Below are 18,983 nucleotides of genomic sequence, written 5' to 3' on the forward strand. Positions count from 1 at the left end.
CCCGGAACGATCGGAATCTCGTCGCCCGGGAACTCGTAGGACGACAGCAGCTCGCGGATCTCGAGCTCGACGAGCTCGAGCAGCTCCGGATCGTCGACCTGGTCGACCTTGTTCAGGAACACGACGATCGCCGGAACGCCAACCTGACGGGCGAGCAGGATGTGCTCGCGGGTCTGCGGCATCGGGCCGTCAGCAGCCGACACGACCAGGATCGCGCCGTCCATCTGCGCAGCACCGGTGATCATGTTCTTCACGTAGTCGGCGTGACCCGGGCAGTCGACGTGAGCGTAGTGGCGCGCCTCGGTCTCGTACTCGACGTGAGCCGTCGAGATGGTGATGCCGCGTGCCTTCTCTTCCGGCGCTGCGTCGATCTGGTCGTAAGCCTTGTACTCACCGAAGTACTTGGTGATCGCAGCCGTCGTCGACGTCTTGCCGTGGTCAACGTGACCAATCGTACCGATGTTCACATGCGGCTTCGTGCGCTCAAATTTACCTTTGGCCATGTGACTTCTCCATTCCTTGTTGCCTGTACAGGCAGTCGTTTCGGCTTATTGCGTCCGACGAGCGGTTACGCGTACTTCTTCTGGATTTCCTGTGCGACGGCGTTCGGAACCGGCTCGTAGTGGTCGAACAGCATCGTGTACTGTGCACGACCCTGAGACATCGAGCGCAGCGTGTCGACGTACTTGAACATGTTCGCGAGCGGCACCATGGCGTTAATGACCACGGCGATACCACGCGATTCCTGCCCCTGGATCTGACCGCGGCGACCGTTGATGTCACCGATGATCGAACCAACGTACTCTTCCGGCGTCACGACCTCGACCTTCATGATCGGCTCGAGGAGCTGAGCACCAGCCTTCTGCGCACCCTCACGGAATGCAGCACGAGCTGCGATTTCGAAGGCCAGAACCGAGGAGTCGACGTCGTGGTAAGCACCATCGATCAGGGTCGCCTTCACTCCGAGCATCGGGAAGCCAGCGATCGGACCAGACGAGAGAACGCTCTCGATACCCTTCTGGACGCCCGGGATGTATTCCTTCGGAACGGAACCACCGACGATCTTGGACTCGAAGACGAAATCCTCACCATCCGGGTTCGGCTCGAAGACGATCTTGACGCGAGCGAACTGACCCGAACCACCCGACTGCTTCTTGTGGGTGTAGTCGACTTCGGCAACGCGGGTGATCGTCTCACGGTACGCAACCTGCGGAGCGCCGACATTCGCCTCGACCTTGAACTCGCGACGCATACGGTCGACGATGATGTCGAGGTGAAGTTCGCCCATGCCAGCGATGATCGTCTGGCCGCTCTCCTCGTCGGTCTTGACGCGGAAGGACGGATCCTCGGCTGCGAGACGGTTGAGCGCGAGGCCCATCTTCTCCTGGTCGCCCTTGGTCTTCGGCTCGATCGCAATCTGAATCACCGGCTCCGGGAATTCCATGCGCTCGAGGATGACCGGCTTCAGCGGGTCGCAGAGGGTGTCACCAGTGGTGGTCTCCTTGAGACCAGCCAGAGCGACGATGTCGCCGGCGTATGCCTCTTCGATGTCCTCACGCGAGTTCGAGTGCATCTGCAGCATGCGGCCGATGCGCTCGCGCTTGCCCTTGACCGTGTTCTCGAGCGAGACGCCCTTGGTGAGCTTGCCCGAGTAGATACGGCAGAAGGTCAGCGAGCCGACGAACGGGTCGTTCATGATCTTGAACGCCAGCATCGACAGCGGCTCGTCATCCGACGAAACGCGGGTGGTCTCGACCTCAGTCTTCGGGTCGATACCCTTGATGGCCGGGATGTCGTGCGGAGCTGGCAGGAAGTCGCAGACGGCGTCGAGAAGCGGCTGAACGCCCTTGTTCTTGAACGCGGTACCGCAAAGGACCGGGTGGAACTTGACTTCGATCGTGCCCTTACGGATCAGCGCGCGCAGCTCGTCATTCGACGGAAGCTCGCCTTCCAGGTAACGCTCGAGAGCAGCCTCGTCGACCTCAACAGCAGTCTCGATCAGCTTCTCGCGGTATTCCTCGGCCTTATCCTTCAGATCGGCCGGGATCTCGACGACGTCCCACTGGGCGCCGAGCGATTCGTCGCGCCAGATCAGAGCATTCATCTCGATGAGATCGACGACGCCAACGAAGTCGCTCTCAGCGCCGATCGGCAGCTGAATTGCGAGCGGCACGGCACCAAGACGCGACTTGATCATGTCGAGGCAGCGGTAGAAGTCCGCGCCGATCTTGTCCATCTTGTTGCAGAAGATCATGCGCGGGACATGATACTTCTCAGCCTGACGCCACACGGTTTCCGTCTGCGGCTCAACGCCTGCATTCGAATCGAGAAGAGCAACGGCACCGTCAAGCACGCGAAGCGAGCGCTCGACCTCAATGGTGAAGTCGACGTGACCGGGCGTGTCGATGATGTTGAACCGGCGCTTCTTGCCATCACGGCCCGTCCAGAAGGTGGTCGTGGCAGCAGAAGTGATCGTGATGCCGCGCTCCTGCTCCTGCTCCATCCAGTCCATGGTAGAGGCGCCGTCGTGCGTCTCACCCATCTTGTGGTTCTTGCCGGTGTAGTAAAGGATACGCTCAGTCGTGGTCGTCTTGCCGGCATCAATGTGAGCCATGATGCCGAAGTTACGATAGTCTTCGAGCTTAAATTCGCGGGCCATATGGGTGCCTCGTTCTCGTTCGCCGGATTACCAGCGGTAGTGCGCGAAGGCGCGGTTGGCCTCAGCCATCTTGTGCGTGTCTTCACGCTTCTTGACAGCGGTGCCGCGGTTGTTGGCAGCGTCCAGCAGCTCGCCGCACAGACGCTCGACCATGGTGGTCTCGTTGCGCTTGCGGGCGGCAGCAATCAGCCAGCGGATCGCCAGAGCCTGACGACGGTCAGAACGAACCTCGACCGGAACCTGGTAGGTCGCACCACCTACGCGGCGGGAGCGGACTTCCACGTGCGGCGCAACGTTGTCGAGCGCCTGGTGGAAGAGAGCCAGCGGCTCCTGCTTCGCCTTCGCCTGAACCTGATCCAGGGCACCGTAGACGATCGACTCAGCGACCGACTTCTTGCCGTGGAGCATGATGGCGTTCATGAACTTGGTTACGACGAGATCACCGAACTTCGGATCCGGGTTGATTTCGCGCTTTTCTGCACTGTGGCGTCGGGACATGTTCTCTGTCTCTCAATCGTCGGCCTGGCTGTAACGGTTACGCCCGAGCCGGTAATCCCTTACTTCGGACGCTTCGCGCCGTACTTGGAGCGGCGCTGCTTGCGGTTCTTCACCCCCTGCGTGTCGAGCACACCGCGGATGATGTGGTAGCGAACGCCCGGAAGATCCTTCACGCGACCGCCGCGGATCATGACGACGGAGTGCTCCTGGAGGTTATGACCCTCACCCGGGATATAACCAATCACCTCGAAACCATTCACGAGGCGAATCTTTGCAACCTTCCGCAGCGCCGAGTTCGGCTTCTTCGGCGTCGTGGTGTAGACGCGCGTGCAAACGCCACGCTTCTGCGGGTTGGCCTGCATGGCCGGGACCTTGTTGCGCTTTACCGGCGCTTGGCGCGGCTTGCGGATCAGCTGGTTGACGGTAGGCATCAAACCTTCCTTCTTATCTCGAACCTGTGTCTCACGCCCCTTGCAGAGCCGTTTGAGCGCCCGTTCCATACAGGAATTCGGGCCAAAAACCACCCTGGTGGTCCCGCCCGAACAAACGCAGAGGAAGCGTGGACGCTTCGTGCAAGCCGGCAATGTAAAAGTCGCTCGTAAAACGAACCCTGTTTGAGGCGAACTTCAGAGCGCGGCGCTCCGAAAGAACAAGCCTCACATCGGCTCAGACGTTGCGGCTTCTACTCGCAACGCATCCTATCGTCAACCCCAAGAGCCCAACAATTGCGCGATCCCGGGGCCGAAGTCATTGTCAGCACCAGGTGCTGCAACAAAATTACCAAATGAGCAGCGGGAAGGTCATAATAGACATCGTTGCCCAATTGCACTGGTCAGACGTCGCATGGGAAACATGTAAATCTGCCGCAGCCACCTTCATTTAGGGAATCACGACATGAATGACAATGAGGAACGACGCGTCACAATTATCGTCGGGCGCGTCTGGCGCAACAAGGGCGGTGATTCCGAGGGGGTTCACGTGCTGCTCCTGGCGCCTGATGACGACTCAGCCGTGCGACTCGCGCTCGAGGCGCTCGCACGCGAAGGCTATGCAGAAGCCGAGCTCGACCAGATCGGTGAGATGGAAGGCGCGCCTGACGAAGAGCCGCATTTCTCGGCTTGGCAGGGTGCGCTTGAGGGCGAAGTCTCCGTCATCACCTTTGACGAAGAGCGCTAAATGCGAAAAGGCCGCCTGACCCAGGGGCCACTGGGCAGGCGGCTAATGCGTTTGCGATCCCGTTAAGAAACCACAACCGTCGGGCTAGCCGGCCACGCGCGCAGCGCAAATGTCCTCCCAGCCCGAGTGAACATATAGCGTGTAATCGCTAAAATACCTACTCCCAAATGGGAGTCGGGTTTTCACTTCCCAATCCGCCCACCGTGGTGGTGAATCCGGCAAGCCGCGCAATGAGTTCACCTTGGCGGTGAGTCCCGGTTTTCTGGAATATCGCCTTCACCCGCTGCCGCACAGTGCCTTCGGTAACGCCTAGCATCGTTGAGGCCTCAGCGATCGAATAGCCATTGAGCAGCAAGCCACAGAGCCTGCACTCGCCCGCAGACAACCCGTAGGCGGCACGCAGGCTCGCATCGTCGAGCGCCACGGCCCCACCCGCTAGTCGCTTCATCACGACCAGGGCAAGCGGCACTGGTGGCACCAGCAGACTCGCCTCGCTCGCGTGCGGATTCGGTGCCGCCGTCACGACCGCGCTGATCACATGCTGGCCGATAATGAAGGTCTCGGTCTCTTCCGGAATGACTCCGTTGAGCACCCGCTGGATCATGTCATCGAGCCGCTTCTGCGGCTGACATCCGCGGACGCCAAGGCGGTTCTCGGCGCAGGTGAGGACGCTGCCTTCCGCGAACGCCTTGGTTGCGCGGACATTGGCTTCTCGCACGCAGCGATCACGCGTAACCAGCATCGCGGCGCCGTCGATATGCTCGATCAGGTGGCCTAGCCGCGACCTGCCCTCCAGCCGCTCGCCCAGGATATGCGCTGCCTGTACAGCTTCGCGGAAGGCTGTGCGCGTGCCTTCAAGGATCGCGGCCGCCGGCGCATCGTAGCCGAAGGCAGATGCGACCTCGTAGTTCCACGCAATGAAGATGGTCTTGCGCGGGTCCAGGTCGATGCGGACCCCTGCCCCCGCCTGGAGGTGCGGCTGGCGCGAGAGCCAGTCACAATAGAATTCCGTGTCGCTGAACGTTCTTGAAGGATAGTCGCGCTCGGTCACGCCGACCTTGCCCGACGGCAGATTCCCCCAATAGTCGAACCACGGATTGCGCTCGACGTAGTAGGAGACGTACGAGTCGAGATATTCCGGCTCTACGCCGGTGGTGAAGATCGCAGATACCGACGGTCGCGTCAGGTCGTAATTGACGATACTCGCGGCAGACCCCGGCAGGATCTTTGCCATTAAACGGGTGACATCCTCCCAACCGGCGCGGCCCCACCCGACTTCGCGAATTATGCCATGAATTTCAGCTATTGATCGCCGAACAAAATCGTCGCTCTGAATGACCCTCTCCCCCCAATTCACTCCGCAGCGGGCACCGCGCAGTTCCCCCCATTCCCGAATAACGTTCCGATAATCATAAGACAACACAAGATTTTGCCGCCGGCGCTAAAGCAGACCCGGCAGGTGCCCACTTGCCACTCCCCGGACAGAGAAAAAGGGCCGCCGGATCGCTCCGGCGGCCCCTTTCGAGATTGTTGCGACGATTATTCCGCAGCGCTGGTCATGTCGGTCAGCATCGGAGCAGCCGTCTCCGCACCGGTCGACTTGCGGCGCTCGTCGAGAATGAGCTCGTCGCGCTGCATAGCGATGCGGCGGATCTGGTTCATCCGGCCACCCGTACCAGCAGGGATCAGGCGACCGACGATCACGTTCTCCTTCAGGCCCTGCAGCGTGTCGACCTTGCCGGCAACTGCAGCCTCGGTGAGGACGCGGGTCGTCTCCTGGAACGACGCAGCCGAGATGAACGACGGCGTTTGCAGCGATGCCTTGGTGATACCAAGCAGCACCGGCTGACCAACGGCCGGACGCTTGCCTTCCTCGATCAGACGATCGTTGATCTCGTCCAGCTCGATCACGTCGACATGGTCGCCCGGGATGTAGGTCGAGTCGCCCTGCTCCGTGATCTCCACCTTCTGCAGCATCTGGCGGACAATCACTTCGATGTGCTTGTCGTTAATCACCACGCCCTGCAGACGATAGACTTCCTGGATTTCGTTCACGAGGTAGGAAGCCAGAGCTTCCACGCCCTTGATCGCCAGGATGTCGTGCGGTGCCGGGTTGCCGTCGAGGATGTAGTCGCCCTTCTCGATGGTGTCGCCTTCCTGGAGATGGAACGGCTTGCCCTTCGGGATCAGGTATTCGACAGGCTCCAGCTGCTCGTCATGCGGCTCGATGACGATGCGGCGCTTGTTCTTGTAGTCGCGGCCGAAACGGACGGTACCATCGATCTCTGCGATGATGGCGTGGTCCTTCGGACGGCGAGCCTCGAACAGTTCCGCAACTCGCGGCAGACCACCGGTGATGTCCTTCGTCTTCGCGCTTTCCATCGGGATACGCGCAAGAACGTCACCCGGCTGCACGGTAGCACCCGGCTCGACCGACAGGATCGCCTCGACCGAGAGCATGTAGCGTGCGTCGCCGCCCTTGGACAGCTTCTGCGCCTTGCCCTTCTCGTCGGTGACGACGATTGCCGGCTTGAGGTCGGAACCACGCGGGGTCGAACGCCAGTCGATGACCTCGCGCTTGGTGATACCGGTTGCCTCGTCGGCCGTTTCCTGCACCGAGATACCGTCGACCAGGTCCTCGAAGGTGACGCGGCCGCCAACTTCGGTGAGCACCGGACGGGTGTACGGATCCCACTCGGCGATACGCTGGCCGCGGCGGACCTTGTCGCCCTCGTCGATGTAGAGGCGCGAACCGTAGGTGACGCGGTGAACCGCACGCTCCTTGCCGCCCTCGTCGATGATGCAGACGGCCATGTTGCGGCCCATCACCACCAGGTGGCCTTCCGAATTGCGGACCACGTTGCGGTTGCGGATCGTCACGGTGCCTTCATACGACGCCTCGAGGAACGAGGTGTCGACGACCTGCGCGGTACCACCCATGTGGAAGGTGCGCATCGTCAGCTGCGTGCCCGGCTCACCGATCGACTGCGCCGCGATGACACCGACAGCCTCGCCGAGGTTGACCGGAGTACCGCGAGCAAGGTCACGGCCATAGCAGACGGCGCAGACGCCGGTGCGAACCTCACAGGTGAGGGCCGAGCGGATGCGGAGCGACTGAATACCAGCCTTCTCGATCGCGTCGACGTCACGCTCCTCGATGAGCGTGCCAGCCTTGACGATGACTTCGCCCGAAACCGGGTGCAGGACGTCGTCGAGAGCCGTACGGCCGAGAACGCGCGAGCCGAGGGTCGCAACGACCTGACCGGCATCGACGATCGGCTGCATGGTGAGGCCCTTGTCGGTGCCGCAGTCCTTCTCGTTGACGATGCAGTCCTGAGCCACGTCGACCAGACGGCGGGTCAGGTAACCCGAGTTCGCCGTCTTCAGAGCGGTATCAGCAAGGCCCTTACGAGCGCCGTGGGTCGAGTTGAAGTACTCGAGCACGGTGAGGCCTTCCTTGAAGTTCGAGATGATCGGCGTCTCGATGATCTCGCCCGACGGCTTCGCCATCAGGCCGCGCATGCCGGCCAGCTGACGCATCTGCGTCGGCGAACCACGCGCACCCGAGTGCGACATCATGTAGATCGAGTTCATCGGCTTCTGGCGACCAGACTCCTGATCGAACTCGACCGCCTTGATGCGGGCCATCATTTCCTCGGCGACCTTCTCCGAGCACTTCGCCCAGGCATCGACCACCTTGTTGTACTTCTCGCCCTGAGTGATCAGACCGTCGTTGTACTGCTGCTCGTATTCCTTCACGAGAGCTTCGGTCTCGCTGACGAGCTTCAGCTTCGTGTCCGGAATGACCATGTCGTCCTTGCCGAACGAGATGCCGGCGCGGCAGGCATGAGCAAAGCCGAGAGCCATGATGCGGTCACAGAAGATGACCGTCTCCTTCTGGCCGCAGTGACGATAGACCGTGTCGATCATCTTGGAGATGTTCTTCTTGGTCATCTCCTGGTTGGCGATGTCGAACGGAATGCTCGGGTGCTTCGGCAGCAGCTCGCCGATGATCATACGGCCCGGGGTCGTCTCGTAGATCTTCGAAACAACGTTGCCGTCGGCATCGACGCCCTTGTAGCGGCCCTTGATCTTGGCGTGCAGCGTGACAGCCTTGGTCTCAAGCGCATGATGCAGCTCGCCCATGTCGGCGAACGCCATGCCCTCACCCGGCTCGTTCTGGTTCATGATCGAGAGGTAGTAGAGACCAAGCACCATGTCCTGCGACGGCACGATGATCGGTGCACCGGAGGCCGGGTGCAGGATGTTGTTGGTCGACATCATCAGCACGCGGGCTTCCAGCTGCGCCTCGAGCGACAGCGGGACGTGGACAGCCATCTGGTCGCCGTCGAAGTCGGCGTTGAACGCCGTACAGACGAGCGGGTGCAGCTGGATGGCCTTGCCTTCGATCAGGGTCGGCTCAAACGCCTGGATACCCAGACGGTGCAGAGTCGGAGCGCGGTTCAGCAGAACCGGATGCTCGCGGATCACCTCGTCCAGAATATCCCAGACTTCCGGCTTCTCCTTCTCGACCAGCTTCTTCGCCTGCTTGACGGTCGACGAATAGCCCTTGGCGTCAAGGCGCGCATAGATGAACGGCTTGAAGAGCTCGAGAGCCATCTTCTTCGGCAGGCCGCACTGGTGCAGCTTGAGTTCCGGACCGGTCACGATGACCGAACGGCCCGAGTAGTCGACGCGCTTGCCGAGCAGGTTCTGACGGAAGCGGCCCTGCTTGCCCTTGAGCATGTCGGACAGCGACTTCAGCGGACGCTTGTTGGCGCCGGTGATGACGCGGCCGCGGCGGCCGTTGTCGAACAGCGCATCAACAGCTTCCTGCAGCATGCGCTTTTCGTTGCGGATGATGATGCCCGGCGCGCGCAGCTCGATCAGCCGCTTCAGACGGTTGTTACGGTTGATGACGCGGCGGTACAGGTCGTTCAAGTCCGACGTCGCGAAACGGCCGCCGTCGAGCGGAACGAGCGGGCGCAGATCCGGCGGGATGACCGGAATGATGCGCATGATCATCCACTCCGGACGGTTGCCGGACTCGAGGAAGTTTTCGACGACCTTGAGGCGCTTCAGGTACTTCTTCTGCTTGAGCTCGGACGTGGTGGTCGCGAGCTCGGTGCGCAGTTCGCCTGCGATCTTCTCAAGTTCCATCGCAGCGAGCAGCTCGTGGATCGCCTCGGCACCGATCATGGCGGTGAAGGAATCCTCGCCGTACTCGTCGACGGCCATCATGTATTCTTCTTCCGAGAGGAGCTGGTGCTCCTTCAGCGGGGTCAGGCCCGGCTCGGTGACAATGTAGTTCTCGAAGTAGAGAACGCGCTCAATGTCCTTGAGCGTCATGTCAAGCAGGGTGCCGATGCGCGACGGCAGCGACTTCAGGAACCAGATGTGGGCGACAGGCGCAGCCAGCTCGATGTGCCCCATGCGCTCGCGACGCACGCGCGAGAGGGTGACCTCAACGCCGCACTTCTCACAGATAACGCCCTTGTACTTCATGCGCTTGTACTTGCCGCAAAGGCATTCGTAGTCCTTGATCGGACCAAAGATACGCGCGCAGAAAAGACCGTCACGCTCTGGCTTGAACGTACGGTAATTGATCGTCTCCGGCTTCTTGATCTCGCCGAAGGACCAGGACTGAATCTTCTCGGGGCTGGCGAGCGAGATCCGGATGGAATCGAACGTCTGCGCCGGAGCCTGAGGGTTGAAGAGATTCATGACCTCTTGGTTCATGCCGTTCTCCTTATCGGGGCTTCGCCCCTCAACTGATTAAGCAGCAACGGCAAGGGCCGCATCGTCGCCGCTTCATGTCTGCGGCGCCGCGGGGCCTTAGCCCCGCAGCGCGAATTGTGACGCCTTATTCGGCAGCGTCTGGGAGACGGTTCTGAGCCGGGTCGTACAGAGAGTTCTGCAGCTCGACGTTGAGGCCCAGAGAACGCATTTCCTTGACGAGAACGTTGAAGCTCTCCGGAATGCCAGCCTCGAAAGTGTCGTCGCCGCGAACAATCGCCTCGTAGACCTTCGTACGACCTGCCACGTCGTCCGATTTGACCGTCAGCATTTCCTGCAGCGTGTAGGCTGCACCGTATGCCTCAAGTGCCCACACCTCCATTTCACCGAAGCGCTGGCCACCGAACTGGGCCTTACCGCCAAGAGGCTGCTGGGTAACCAGCGAGTAAGGACCGATCGAACGCGCGTGGATCTTGTCGTCCACGAGGTGGTGCAGCTTCAGCATGTAGATGTAGCCGACGGTGACCCTGCGGTCGAACGGCTCGCCGGTACGTCCATCATAGAGCGTCGACTGGCCACTGGTCGCGAGACCGGCCTGCGTCAGCATCTGGTTGATGTCCGCCTCGTTGGCGCCGTCGAACACCGGCGTCGCGATCGAGACACCGCGCTTCATCTGGTCTGCAAGACGAACGATCGAGTCGTCATCATAGTTCCGGACCGGCTCGTTGCGGTCGTTCTCCGGGATGACGCTGTAGATCGTCTCACGCAGCGGATCGATTTCACCGCCCGTCTTGTAGGCTTCGAGAAGCTGCCCGATCTTCTTGCCCATGCCGGCGCAAGCCCAACCGAGATGCGTCTCCAGAATCTGGCCGACGTTCATGCGCGAAGGCACGCCCAGCGGGTTCAGCACGATGTCCACGTTCGTACCGTCTTCGAGGAACGGCATGTCCTCGACCGGAACGATGCGCGACACGACACCCTTGTTGCCGTGACGGCCGGCCATCTTGTCGCCCGGCTGCATCTTGCGCTTCACAGCCACGAAGACCTTGACCATCTTCATGACGCCCGGAGGCATCTCGTCGCCACGCTGGACTTTCTCGACCTTGTCCATGAAGCGCTGCTCGAGCGCCTTCTTGGAGTCGTCGTACTGTCCACGCAGGGCCTCGAGCTCGCTCTGGAGCTTCTCGTCCTCGACGGCGAACTGCCACCACTGCGAACGCGGGTAATCGACGAGGGCCTCGCGGGTCAGGACAGTGCCCTTCTTGAAGCCCTTCGGCCCCGCAATCGCTTCTTTGCCGGTCAGCATGTCTGCGAGGCGCGCGTAGACGTTGCGATCCAGGATCGCCTGCTCGTCGTCACGGTCCTTGGCGAGACGCTCGATCTCCTCGCGCTCGATCGCCATGGCGCGTTCGTCCTTCTCCACGCCGTGGCGGTTGAAGACGCGAMCTTCCACAACAGTACCGTAAGCCCCGGGCGGCATGCGCATGGAGGTGTCACGGACGTCCGAAGCCTTTTCACCGAAGATGGCACGCAGAAGCTTCTCTTCCGGCGTCATCGGGCTCTCGCCCTTCGGGGTGATCTTGCCGACGAGAATGTCGCCCGGCTGGACCTCGGCACCGATGTAGCAGATGCCGGCTTCGTCGAGGTTCTTCAGCGCTTCTTCCGAAACGTTCGGAATGTCGCGCGTGATTTCCTCAGGCCCGAGCTTGGTGTCGCGGGCCATGACTTCGTACTCCTCGATGTGGATCGAGGTGAAGACGTCATCGGCAACGATGCGCTCGGACAGGAGGATCGAGTCCTCGTAGTTGTAGCCGTTCCACGGCATGAACGCGACGAGCACGTTGCGGCCGAGAGCGAGGTCACCGAGGTCGGTCGACGGACCGTCAGCGATGATGTCGCCCTTGTTGATGATGTCACCGACGCGGACCAGAGGACGCTGGTTGATGCAGGTCGACTGGTTCGAACGTTGGAACTTCATCAGGCGGTAGATGTCGACGCCCGACTTGCCCGGATCGAGGTCTTCCGTCGCGCGGATAACGATACGGGTCGCGTCGACCTGGTCAACGATACCGCCGCGGCGGGCCGCGATCGCAGCACCTGAGTCACGAGCAACGACCGGCTCCATGCCGGTGCCGACGAACGGAGCCTCGGCGCGCACCAGCGGCACGGCCTGACGCTGCATGTTCGAGCCCATCAGAGCGCGGTTCGCGTCGTCGTTCTCGAGGAACGGGATGAGCGCGGCAGCAACCGACACCATCTGCTTCGGCGACACGTCCATGAGGTCGACGTTCTCGCGCGGCGTCATCATGACTTCGCCGGCGTGACGGCAGATCACGAACTCTTCGACGAAACGGCCTTCCTCATCGAGCTCAGCGTTGGCCTGCGCAACGTAGTGCTTGGCCTCTTCCATAGCCGAAAGGTAGACCACCTCGTTGGTGATCTTGCTGTCGACGACCTTGCGGTACGGCGCTTCGATGAAGCCGTACTTGTTGACGCGTGCGAAGGTCGCAAGGCTGTTGATCAGACCGATGTTCGGGCCTTCCGGCGTCTCAATCGGGCAGATTCGGCCGTAGTGCGTCGGATGCACGTCGCGGACTTCGAAGCCGGCGCGCTCACGGGTCAGACCGCCAGGTCCGAGTGCCGAGAGACGACGCTTGTGCGTGATCTCGGACAGCGGGTTGGTCTGGTCCATGAACTGCGACAGCTGCGAGGAACCGAAGAACTCGCGCACGGCGGCTGCCGCCGGCTTCGCGTTGATCAGGTCCTGCGGCATGACCGTGTCGATCTCGATCGAGGACATACGCTCCTTGATCGCGCGCTCCATGCGGAGCAGGCCGACGCGGTACTGGTTCTCCATCAGCTCGCCTACCGAGCGGACGCGGCGGTTGCCGAGGTTGTCGATGTCGTCAATCTCGCCCTTGCCGTCGCGCAGCTCGACCAGGGTCTTGACCACGGCGAGGATGTCGTCCTTGCGCAGGACGCGGACGGTGTCCGGGCAATCCAGCTCAAGACGCATGTTCATCTTCACGCGGCCGACGGCCGAAAGGTCGTAGCGCTCAGCGTCGAAGAACAGCGAGTTGAACATCGCCTCGGCGGTCTCGAGGGTTGGCGGCTCGCCCGGGCGCATGACGCGGTAGATGTCGAACAGAGCATCCTGACGGCTCTGGTTCTTGTCGATCGCGAGCGTGTTGCGGATGTAGCCGCCGACATTGACGTGGTCGATGTCGAGGATCTTGATCTCTTCCTGACCGGCGTCGAGCAGGACCTTCAGCGACTTCTCGTCGATCTCGTCACCGGCTTCGAGATAGATCTCGCCGGTGGCGTAGTTGACGACGTCCTCGGCGAGGTACGAGCCGAACAGGTCGTCCTCGGTCGCCTTGATCGCTTTGAGGCCCTTCTCGGCCAGCTGCTTGGCCTGGCGCGCGGTGATCTTGCGGCCAGCCTCAACCACGATCTCGCCGGTATCGGCGTCGATCAGGTCGTTGACGACCTTCATGCCGCGGAAGCGGTCCGGGCTGTACGGGATGCGCCAGTGATCGCCGTCCTTCAGGTAGGTCAGCGTCTGGTAGAACGTGGAGAGGATTTCCTCCGCGTCCATGCCGAGCGCCATGAGAAGGCTGGTCACCGGGATCTTACGACGGCGGTCGATACGGGCGTGGACGATGTCCTTCGAGTCGAACTCGATGTCGAGCCACGAACCGCGGTACGGGATGACGCGCGCGGCAAACAGCAGCTTGCCAGACGAGTGCGTCTTGCCCTTGTCGTGGTCGAAGAACACGCCCGGCGAGCGGTGCATCTGCGAAACGATGACGCGCTCGGTACCGTTGATGATGAAGGTGCCGTTGTCCGTCATGAGCGGCATGTCGCCCATGTAGACGTCCTGCTCCTTGATGTCCTTGATGGACTTGGCGCCGGTGTCTTCATCGATGTCGAAGACGATGAGGCGCAGCGTAACCTTCAGAGGAGCGGCAAAGGTAAGATCACGCTGACGGCATTCATCGACGTCGAACTTCGGTGCCTCGAACTCGTACTTGACGAATTCGAGCATCGACGCGCCCGAGAAGTCGGAGATCGGGAATACGGACTTGAAAACCGCCTGAAGTCCCTCGTCAGGACGACCGCCTTCCGGCTCGTCGACCATGAGGAACTGGTCATAAGATGCCTTCTGAACCTCGATCAGGTTCGGCATCTCCGCAACTTCGGGGATTTTCCCGAAGTATTTGCGTACACGCCTGCGACCATTGAACGTGTGGGTCTGGGCCATCGTCGCTCCTTGCTGCCTTACGGCTTAGTAATGGCTTACGCCGCCGCACCTGCTGACCGCGAACATGCGCGGTCTAATCAAAACGGGTAAAAACCCGTTTCCTGAAGGCCGTTTTCCGGCCCACAGGAAAGAGGTTTTCCTTACACAACACGCAGGGCCGGCCGGATATCCGGCCAGCCCCACGGTCTGAATTACTTCAGCTCGACCTTGGCGCCAGCTGCTTCCAGCACGCCCTTGATCTTCTCGGCCTCGTCCTTGGCGACGCCTTCCTTGACCGGCTTCGGAGCGCCTTCGACCAGGTCCTTGGCTTCCTTGAGGCCCAGGCCGGTGATCGCGCGGACTTCCTTGATCACGTTGATCTTCTGAGCGCCGGCGTCAGCGAGGATGACGTCGAACTCGGTCTTCTCCTCAGCAGCCTCAGCCGGAGCAGCAGCGCCAGCAACGGCAGCAACAGCAACCGGAGCAGCAGCCGAAACGCCCCACTTCTCTTCGAGCATCTTCGAGAGCTCAGCAGCCTCGAGGACGGTCAGGGCCGACAGGTCTTCAACGATCTTGGCGAGATCAGCCATTTTAGTTTTCCTTCAAAAAGTTCGAACAGGTGTTGTTGTGTTGTAAGAAACAGCCTTACGCTGCCTCGTCCTTCCGCGAGTACGCGCCGAAAACGCGGGCAAGATTTCCTGCCGGTGCGTTGACGACTGCTGCGATCCGGGTTGCCGGCGTCTGAATCATGCCGACAAGCTTTGCCCTGAGCTCGTCCAGCGACGGCATGGTGGCGAGAGCCTTCACACCATCGGCATTGAGCACGGTCGAGCCCATTGCGCCGCCGAGAATGACGAGCTTGTCATTCGTCTTGGCGAATTCGGCTGCGACCTTCGGAGCAGCGACCGGATCGTCCGCATAGGCGATGAGGGTCTGTCCCTTGAACAGATCCTTCATGCCTTCGGATTCGGTACCCTGAAGAGCGATAACGGCGAGGCGGTTCTTCGCGACTTTGACGGTGCCGCCCGCAGCGCGCATTTTCGAGCGAAGCTCGTTCATGTTCGCGACGGTCAGACCGGCATAGTGGGCCACGACGACCGAACCCGTGCTCTTGAACACGTCGTTCAGGGCCGTGACGAATTCGCGCTTTTCCGCTCTATCCACTGCCTATCTCCAGTTGATGATCTCCCTGCAGGGCGATCATCGGGTTGCCTTTTGTCGCCAGGGACGTCTTCCTTGCGGGAACACGCCCGAGCGACGCTCGAGGGTTCCTGTCCCCTTTCTCCCACCGGCAAGCCGGCGAATGGACAAAAGGCCAACACGGTTCGAACTTCATGCGGGGCACTCACCCCGAAATCCGCTCTTACCCGTCTCATGCAGACCCAGATGGATTAAGGCCCGGCGAACCAGACCGCCTGCAATCTCGGACAGGAATGACACCGGAAAACCGGTGCCGTATCCGGTCCCCGCGAACGGGAACCGGAATTCTTTACACGTAGCTTAGGCTACGGTGAGGCTCGACAGGTCGACCTTGAGGCCCGGACCCATCGTCGACGAAAGGGCGACGCGCTTGACGTAGTTGCCCTTGGCACCCGTCGGCTTCGCCTTGATCACTGCGTCAGCGAAAGCACGGACGTTCTCTTCCAGCGCTTTGGTGTCGAAGGAGACCTTGCCAACGCCAGCGTGGACGATACCGGCCTTCTCGACGCGGAACTCGACGGCGCCACCCTTGGAAGCCTTGACCGCCCCAGCGACATCCGGGGTCACGGTGCCGACCTTCGGGTTCGGCATCATGCCACGCGGGCCGAGGACCTTACCGAGACGGCCGACGAGCGGCATCATGTCCGGGGTCGCAATGCAGCGATCGAAGTTGATCTCGCCCTTCTGGACGATCTCGACCAGGTCTTCTGCACCGACGATGTCGGCGCCAGCAGCCTTAGCCTCTTCAGCCTTGTCGCCACGAGCGAACACGGCGACTCGAACGTTGCGGCCGGTGCCGTTCGGCAGATTGACGACGCCACGAACCATCTGGTCGGCATGACGCGGGTCAACGCCGAGGTTCATCGCGACCTCAACGGTCTCGTCGAACTTGGCCGATGCACGGTCCTTCAGAAGCTGGATGGCTTCGGAAAGATCGTACAGCTTGTCGAAATCCAAACCTTCGCGCGCCTTCGAAACGCGCTTTGCAATCTTCTTCGCCATCGTATCAGCCCACCACTTCCAGGCCCATCGAGCGAGCGGAACCTTCCACCATGCGCATGGCGGCTTCCACGTCGTTCGCGTTCAGGTCCTTCATCTTCGCTTCGGCAATCTCACGGATCTTATCGCGCGAGATCGAGCCTGCGGACACCTTGCCCGGAGTCTTCGAGCCGGACTTCAGGTTGGCGTGCTTCTTCAGGAAGTACGTCACCGGCGGCGTCTTCATGACGAAGGTGAACGACTTGTCCTGGTAGTAGGTAATCACGACCGGAGTCGGCTGACCCTTCTCAACATCCTGGGTCGCGGCGTTGAACGCCTTGCAGAACTCCATGATGTTGATGCCACGCTGACCAAGCGCCGGACCAATCGGGGGCGACGGCGTAGCCGAACCCGCTGGCACCTGAAGCTTGAGCTGGCCTGCAATCTTCTTAGCCATTTCTCATCTGCCTTTGACTTGTGCCGACCATCCCCAGATGCCCGGCGGTTGCAGTTGGTGGTGCGGAAGAAAATGGCCGGCTAAAGCCACCCGACCTCCCACCATACTCAGAGATGACCGGAGCCACCTCACCTCCCCGTCATGCGGGGAGGATTCTTCGTCAGACCTTTTCGACCTGACCGAATTCGAGATCAACCGGAACAGCACGGCCAAAGATCGACACCTCGACCTTAAGGCGCGAACGCTCCTCGTCGACTTCCTGAACGAAGCCACTGAACGACGCGAACGGACCGTCGGAAACACGAACCGTCTCGCCGATCTCGAAAGTGATCGACGGCTTCGGACGCTCGACGCCCTCCTGCACCTGGTGCAGGATCTGCAGCGCTTCCTTCTCCGAAATCGGAACCGGCTTCGCTGTGCGCGGATCCTCACCAAGGAAGCCCGTCACGCGCGGCGTATTCTTCACGAGGCTGATCACCTGGTCATTCAGGTGCGCCTTCATCAGAACGTACCCCGGGAAGAACTTACGCTCCGCATCAACCTTCTTGCCACGACGGATCTCGACGACCTTCTCCGTGGGCACGACAATCTGCTCGATCAGGTCGGAAATACCCTTCTGGCGAGCCTTGTTCTCAATATCCTCAGCGACCTTCTTTTCGAAGTTCGAATAAGCGTGAACGATGTACCACCGCGCGGTCATAATCAATTTTCCCCGTAGTCGACGGCGCTAGCGCCCGATGCCCAGAATCAATTCGATGGCCAGAGCCATCAACTGGTCGGACGCGAAAAAGAACAGCGCAGCAATACAGGCGAAGACCATCACCATGATCGTGGAGATCATCGTCTCACGCCGGGTGGGCCACGTCACCTTTGCGGTCTCGGTACGAACCTGCTGAAGGAAGACGAAGGGATTGGTGGTTTTTGACGCCATCTGCCGCTCTTTTTATGTACCCCGAAGATCCGGAGCGTGAAACCCTTCACACAACCCGCCGCCGTACCGCGGAGACTGCGTACGCTCAACCGAATCGATGTCTGAGTCACTGAGTTCTAGACATGCAATTCGGGCGCGTAAAGCCTGATCTCAGCTCCACGCGCCTTGCGTTGTCGGCTGCATATAGAACCGATTTACGAGCGACGCAAGTCCTAACGGATCACTCATTTCGTGAACTGACATCCCGCCCTGTGAACAAGCCGGACAGCGCTCTGGAGATGTAGAAGTAAAATGGCAGGGGCAGCAGGGCTCGAACCCGCGACCTGCGGTTTTGGAGACCGCCGCTCTACCAACTGAGCTATACCCCTGCACCGGTTGGTGGGTGCCTTCTATGTCGACTCTCGCCGCTATGCAAGAGCCCAAAACGCGCTTCCGCACTGTTTTATAACTTTTTTCTCTGCACAAAACTGGGGTAGCCCGCAGCGTGTTTCAAGGCCGCCGGCACGGACCGCCCTGCCCCGTCTCGCAATGACGGCACGTCCGCCCCCCCCAGAAGCGAATCCCCAGGCAAAAAAAAGAACGGGCAGCCGAAGCTGCCCGTCCGATCCGATTCGCATGAAGCGAAAGGTCTTACTCGATGATCGCGGCGACGATGCCGGCGCCGACGGTGCGGCCGCCTTCACGGATAGCGAAGCGCAGGCGCTCTTCCATCGCGATCGGAACGATCAGCTCGACGTCAACGGTGATGTTGTCGCCCGGCATGACCATCTCGGTGCCTTCCGGCAGCTTGATGATGCCGGTCACGTCGGTCGTGCGGAAGTAGAACTGCGGACGGTAGTTCGTGAAGAACGGGGTGTGACGGCCGCCCTCTTCCTTGGTGAGGATGTAAGCCTCAGCCTTGAACTTGGTGTGCGGCTTCACCGAACCCGGCTTGCACAGAACCTGACCGCGCTCGACGTCCTCACGGCTGATACCGCGAACCAGWGCACCGATGTTGTCGCCAGCCTGGCCCTGGTCGAGCAGCTTGCGGAACATCTCGACGCCGGTGACGGTCGTCTTCTGGGTCGGACGGATACCGACGATCTCGACTTCCTCGCCAACCTTG

The 18,983-nt window shown here is 61.0% G+C and carries 15 protein-coding genes and 1 tRNA gene; 1 reads left to right on the forward strand and 15 read right to left on the reverse strand.

Features of this window, described 5'->3' with window-relative positions; translation table 11 throughout:
• The 4 genes from L610_RS14725 to rpsL all read right to left on the reverse strand — a co-directional run.
• On the reverse strand, window positions 1–503 hold a 503-nt coding region (locus tag L610_RS14725), incomplete at its 3' end, for a GTP-binding protein (RefSeq protein WP_144703883.1).
• A gap of 65 nt (window positions 504–568) precedes the next feature.
• Window positions 569–2,659: an elongation factor G gene (gene fusA, locus L610_RS14730; RefSeq protein WP_144705985.1), complete on the reverse strand. Its 2,091-nt coding sequence runs from the start codon at window positions 2,657–2,659 to the stop codon at window positions 569–571.
• A 27-nt stretch (window positions 2,660–2,686) separates the two neighbouring features.
• The gene (gene rpsG, locus L610_RS14735; protein WP_024849767.1) at window positions 2,687–3,157 is read right to left on the reverse strand and encodes a 30S ribosomal protein S7; all 471 of its coding nucleotides are present in this window, start codon (window positions 3,155–3,157) and stop codon (window positions 2,687–2,689) included.
• A 59-nt stretch (window positions 3,158–3,216) separates the two neighbouring features.
• Window positions 3,217–3,588 (reverse strand): 30S ribosomal protein S12, encoded by a 372-nt coding sequence (rpsL, locus tag L610_RS14740; protein ID WP_024849766.1) that lies wholly within the window; start codon window positions 3,586–3,588, stop codon window positions 3,217–3,219.
• 463 nt (window positions 3,589–4,051) lie between these two features.
• On the opposite strand from rpsL, the gene L610_RS14750 reads away from it, so the two are divergent.
• Window positions 4,052–4,333, forward strand: coding sequence for a transcriptional regulator (locus L610_RS14750; protein WP_144705989.1), 282 nt, complete (start codon window positions 4,052–4,054; stop codon window positions 4,331–4,333).
• Window positions 4,334–4,490: 157 nt separating this feature from the next.
• Here the strand turns inward: L610_RS14750 and L610_RS14755 are convergent, their stop codons facing one another.
• From L610_RS14755 to L610_RS14805, 11 genes are all read right to left on the reverse strand, one after another.
• The gene (locus tag L610_RS14755) at window positions 4,491–5,567 is read right to left on the reverse strand and encodes a helix-turn-helix transcriptional regulator (RefSeq protein ID WP_144705991.1); all 1,077 of its coding nucleotides are present in this window, start codon (window positions 5,565–5,567) and stop codon (window positions 4,491–4,493) included.
• A gap of 305 nt (window positions 5,568–5,872) precedes the next feature.
• Window positions 5,873–10,072, reverse strand: coding sequence for a DNA-directed RNA polymerase subunit beta' (rpoC, locus tag L610_RS14760; protein WP_144705993.1), 4,200 nt, complete (start codon window positions 10,070–10,072; stop codon window positions 5,873–5,875).
• Window positions 10,073–10,196: 124 nt separating this feature from the next.
• Window positions 10,197–14,333 carry a DNA-directed RNA polymerase subunit beta gene (rpoB, locus tag L610_RS14765; RefSeq protein WP_144705995.1) on the reverse strand — a complete coding sequence of 1,379 codons (4,137 nt, stop codon included), beginning with the start codon at window positions 14,331–14,333 and terminating at the stop codon, window positions 10,197–10,199.
• 191 nt (window positions 14,334–14,524) lie between these two features.
• A complete protein-coding gene (gene rplL / locus L610_RS14770) occupies window positions 14,525–14,902 on the reverse strand; it encodes a 50S ribosomal protein L7/L12 (protein WP_024849761.1) in 378 nt (125 codons plus the stop codon).
• A gap of 55 nt (window positions 14,903–14,957) precedes the next feature.
• Window positions 14,958–15,476: a 50S ribosomal protein L10 gene (rplJ, locus tag L610_RS14775; protein ID WP_024849760.1), complete on the reverse strand. Its 519-nt coding sequence runs from the start codon at window positions 15,474–15,476 to the stop codon at window positions 14,958–14,960.
• A 336-nt stretch (window positions 15,477–15,812) separates the two neighbouring features.
• The gene (gene rplA / locus L610_RS14780; RefSeq protein WP_024849759.1) at window positions 15,813–16,514 is read right to left on the reverse strand and encodes a 50S ribosomal protein L1; all 702 of its coding nucleotides are present in this window, start codon (window positions 16,512–16,514) and stop codon (window positions 15,813–15,815) included.
• 4 nt (window positions 16,515–16,518) lie between these two features.
• The gene (gene rplK / locus L610_RS14785) at window positions 16,519–16,947 is read right to left on the reverse strand and encodes a 50S ribosomal protein L11 (RefSeq protein ID WP_024849758.1); all 429 of its coding nucleotides are present in this window, start codon (window positions 16,945–16,947) and stop codon (window positions 16,519–16,521) included.
• 160 nt (window positions 16,948–17,107) lie between these two features.
• Window positions 17,108–17,647, reverse strand: coding sequence for a transcription termination/antitermination protein NusG (gene nusG / locus L610_RS14790; protein ID WP_024849757.1), 540 nt, complete (start codon window positions 17,645–17,647; stop codon window positions 17,108–17,110).
• Window positions 17,648–17,674: 27 nt separating this feature from the next.
• Window positions 17,675–17,878, reverse strand: coding sequence for a preprotein translocase subunit SecE (secE, locus tag L610_RS14795; RefSeq protein ID WP_024849756.1), 204 nt, complete (start codon window positions 17,876–17,878; stop codon window positions 17,675–17,677).
• Between the two features lie 292 nt (window positions 17,879–18,170).
• A tRNA-Trp gene (locus tag L610_RS14800) sits at window positions 18,171–18,246 on the reverse strand.
• Between the two features lie 262 nt (window positions 18,247–18,508).
• Window positions 18,509–18,983: EF-Tu/IF-2/RF-3 family GTPase (locus L610_RS14805; RefSeq protein ID WP_246658963.1), on the reverse strand; the 475-nt coding region annotated here is incomplete at its 5' end.

Origin of the sequence: Aminobacter sp. J44 (genome assembly GCF_007829415.1) — a bacterium.
Lineage (GTDB): Bacteria > Pseudomonadota > Alphaproteobacteria > Rhizobiales > Rhizobiaceae > Aerobium.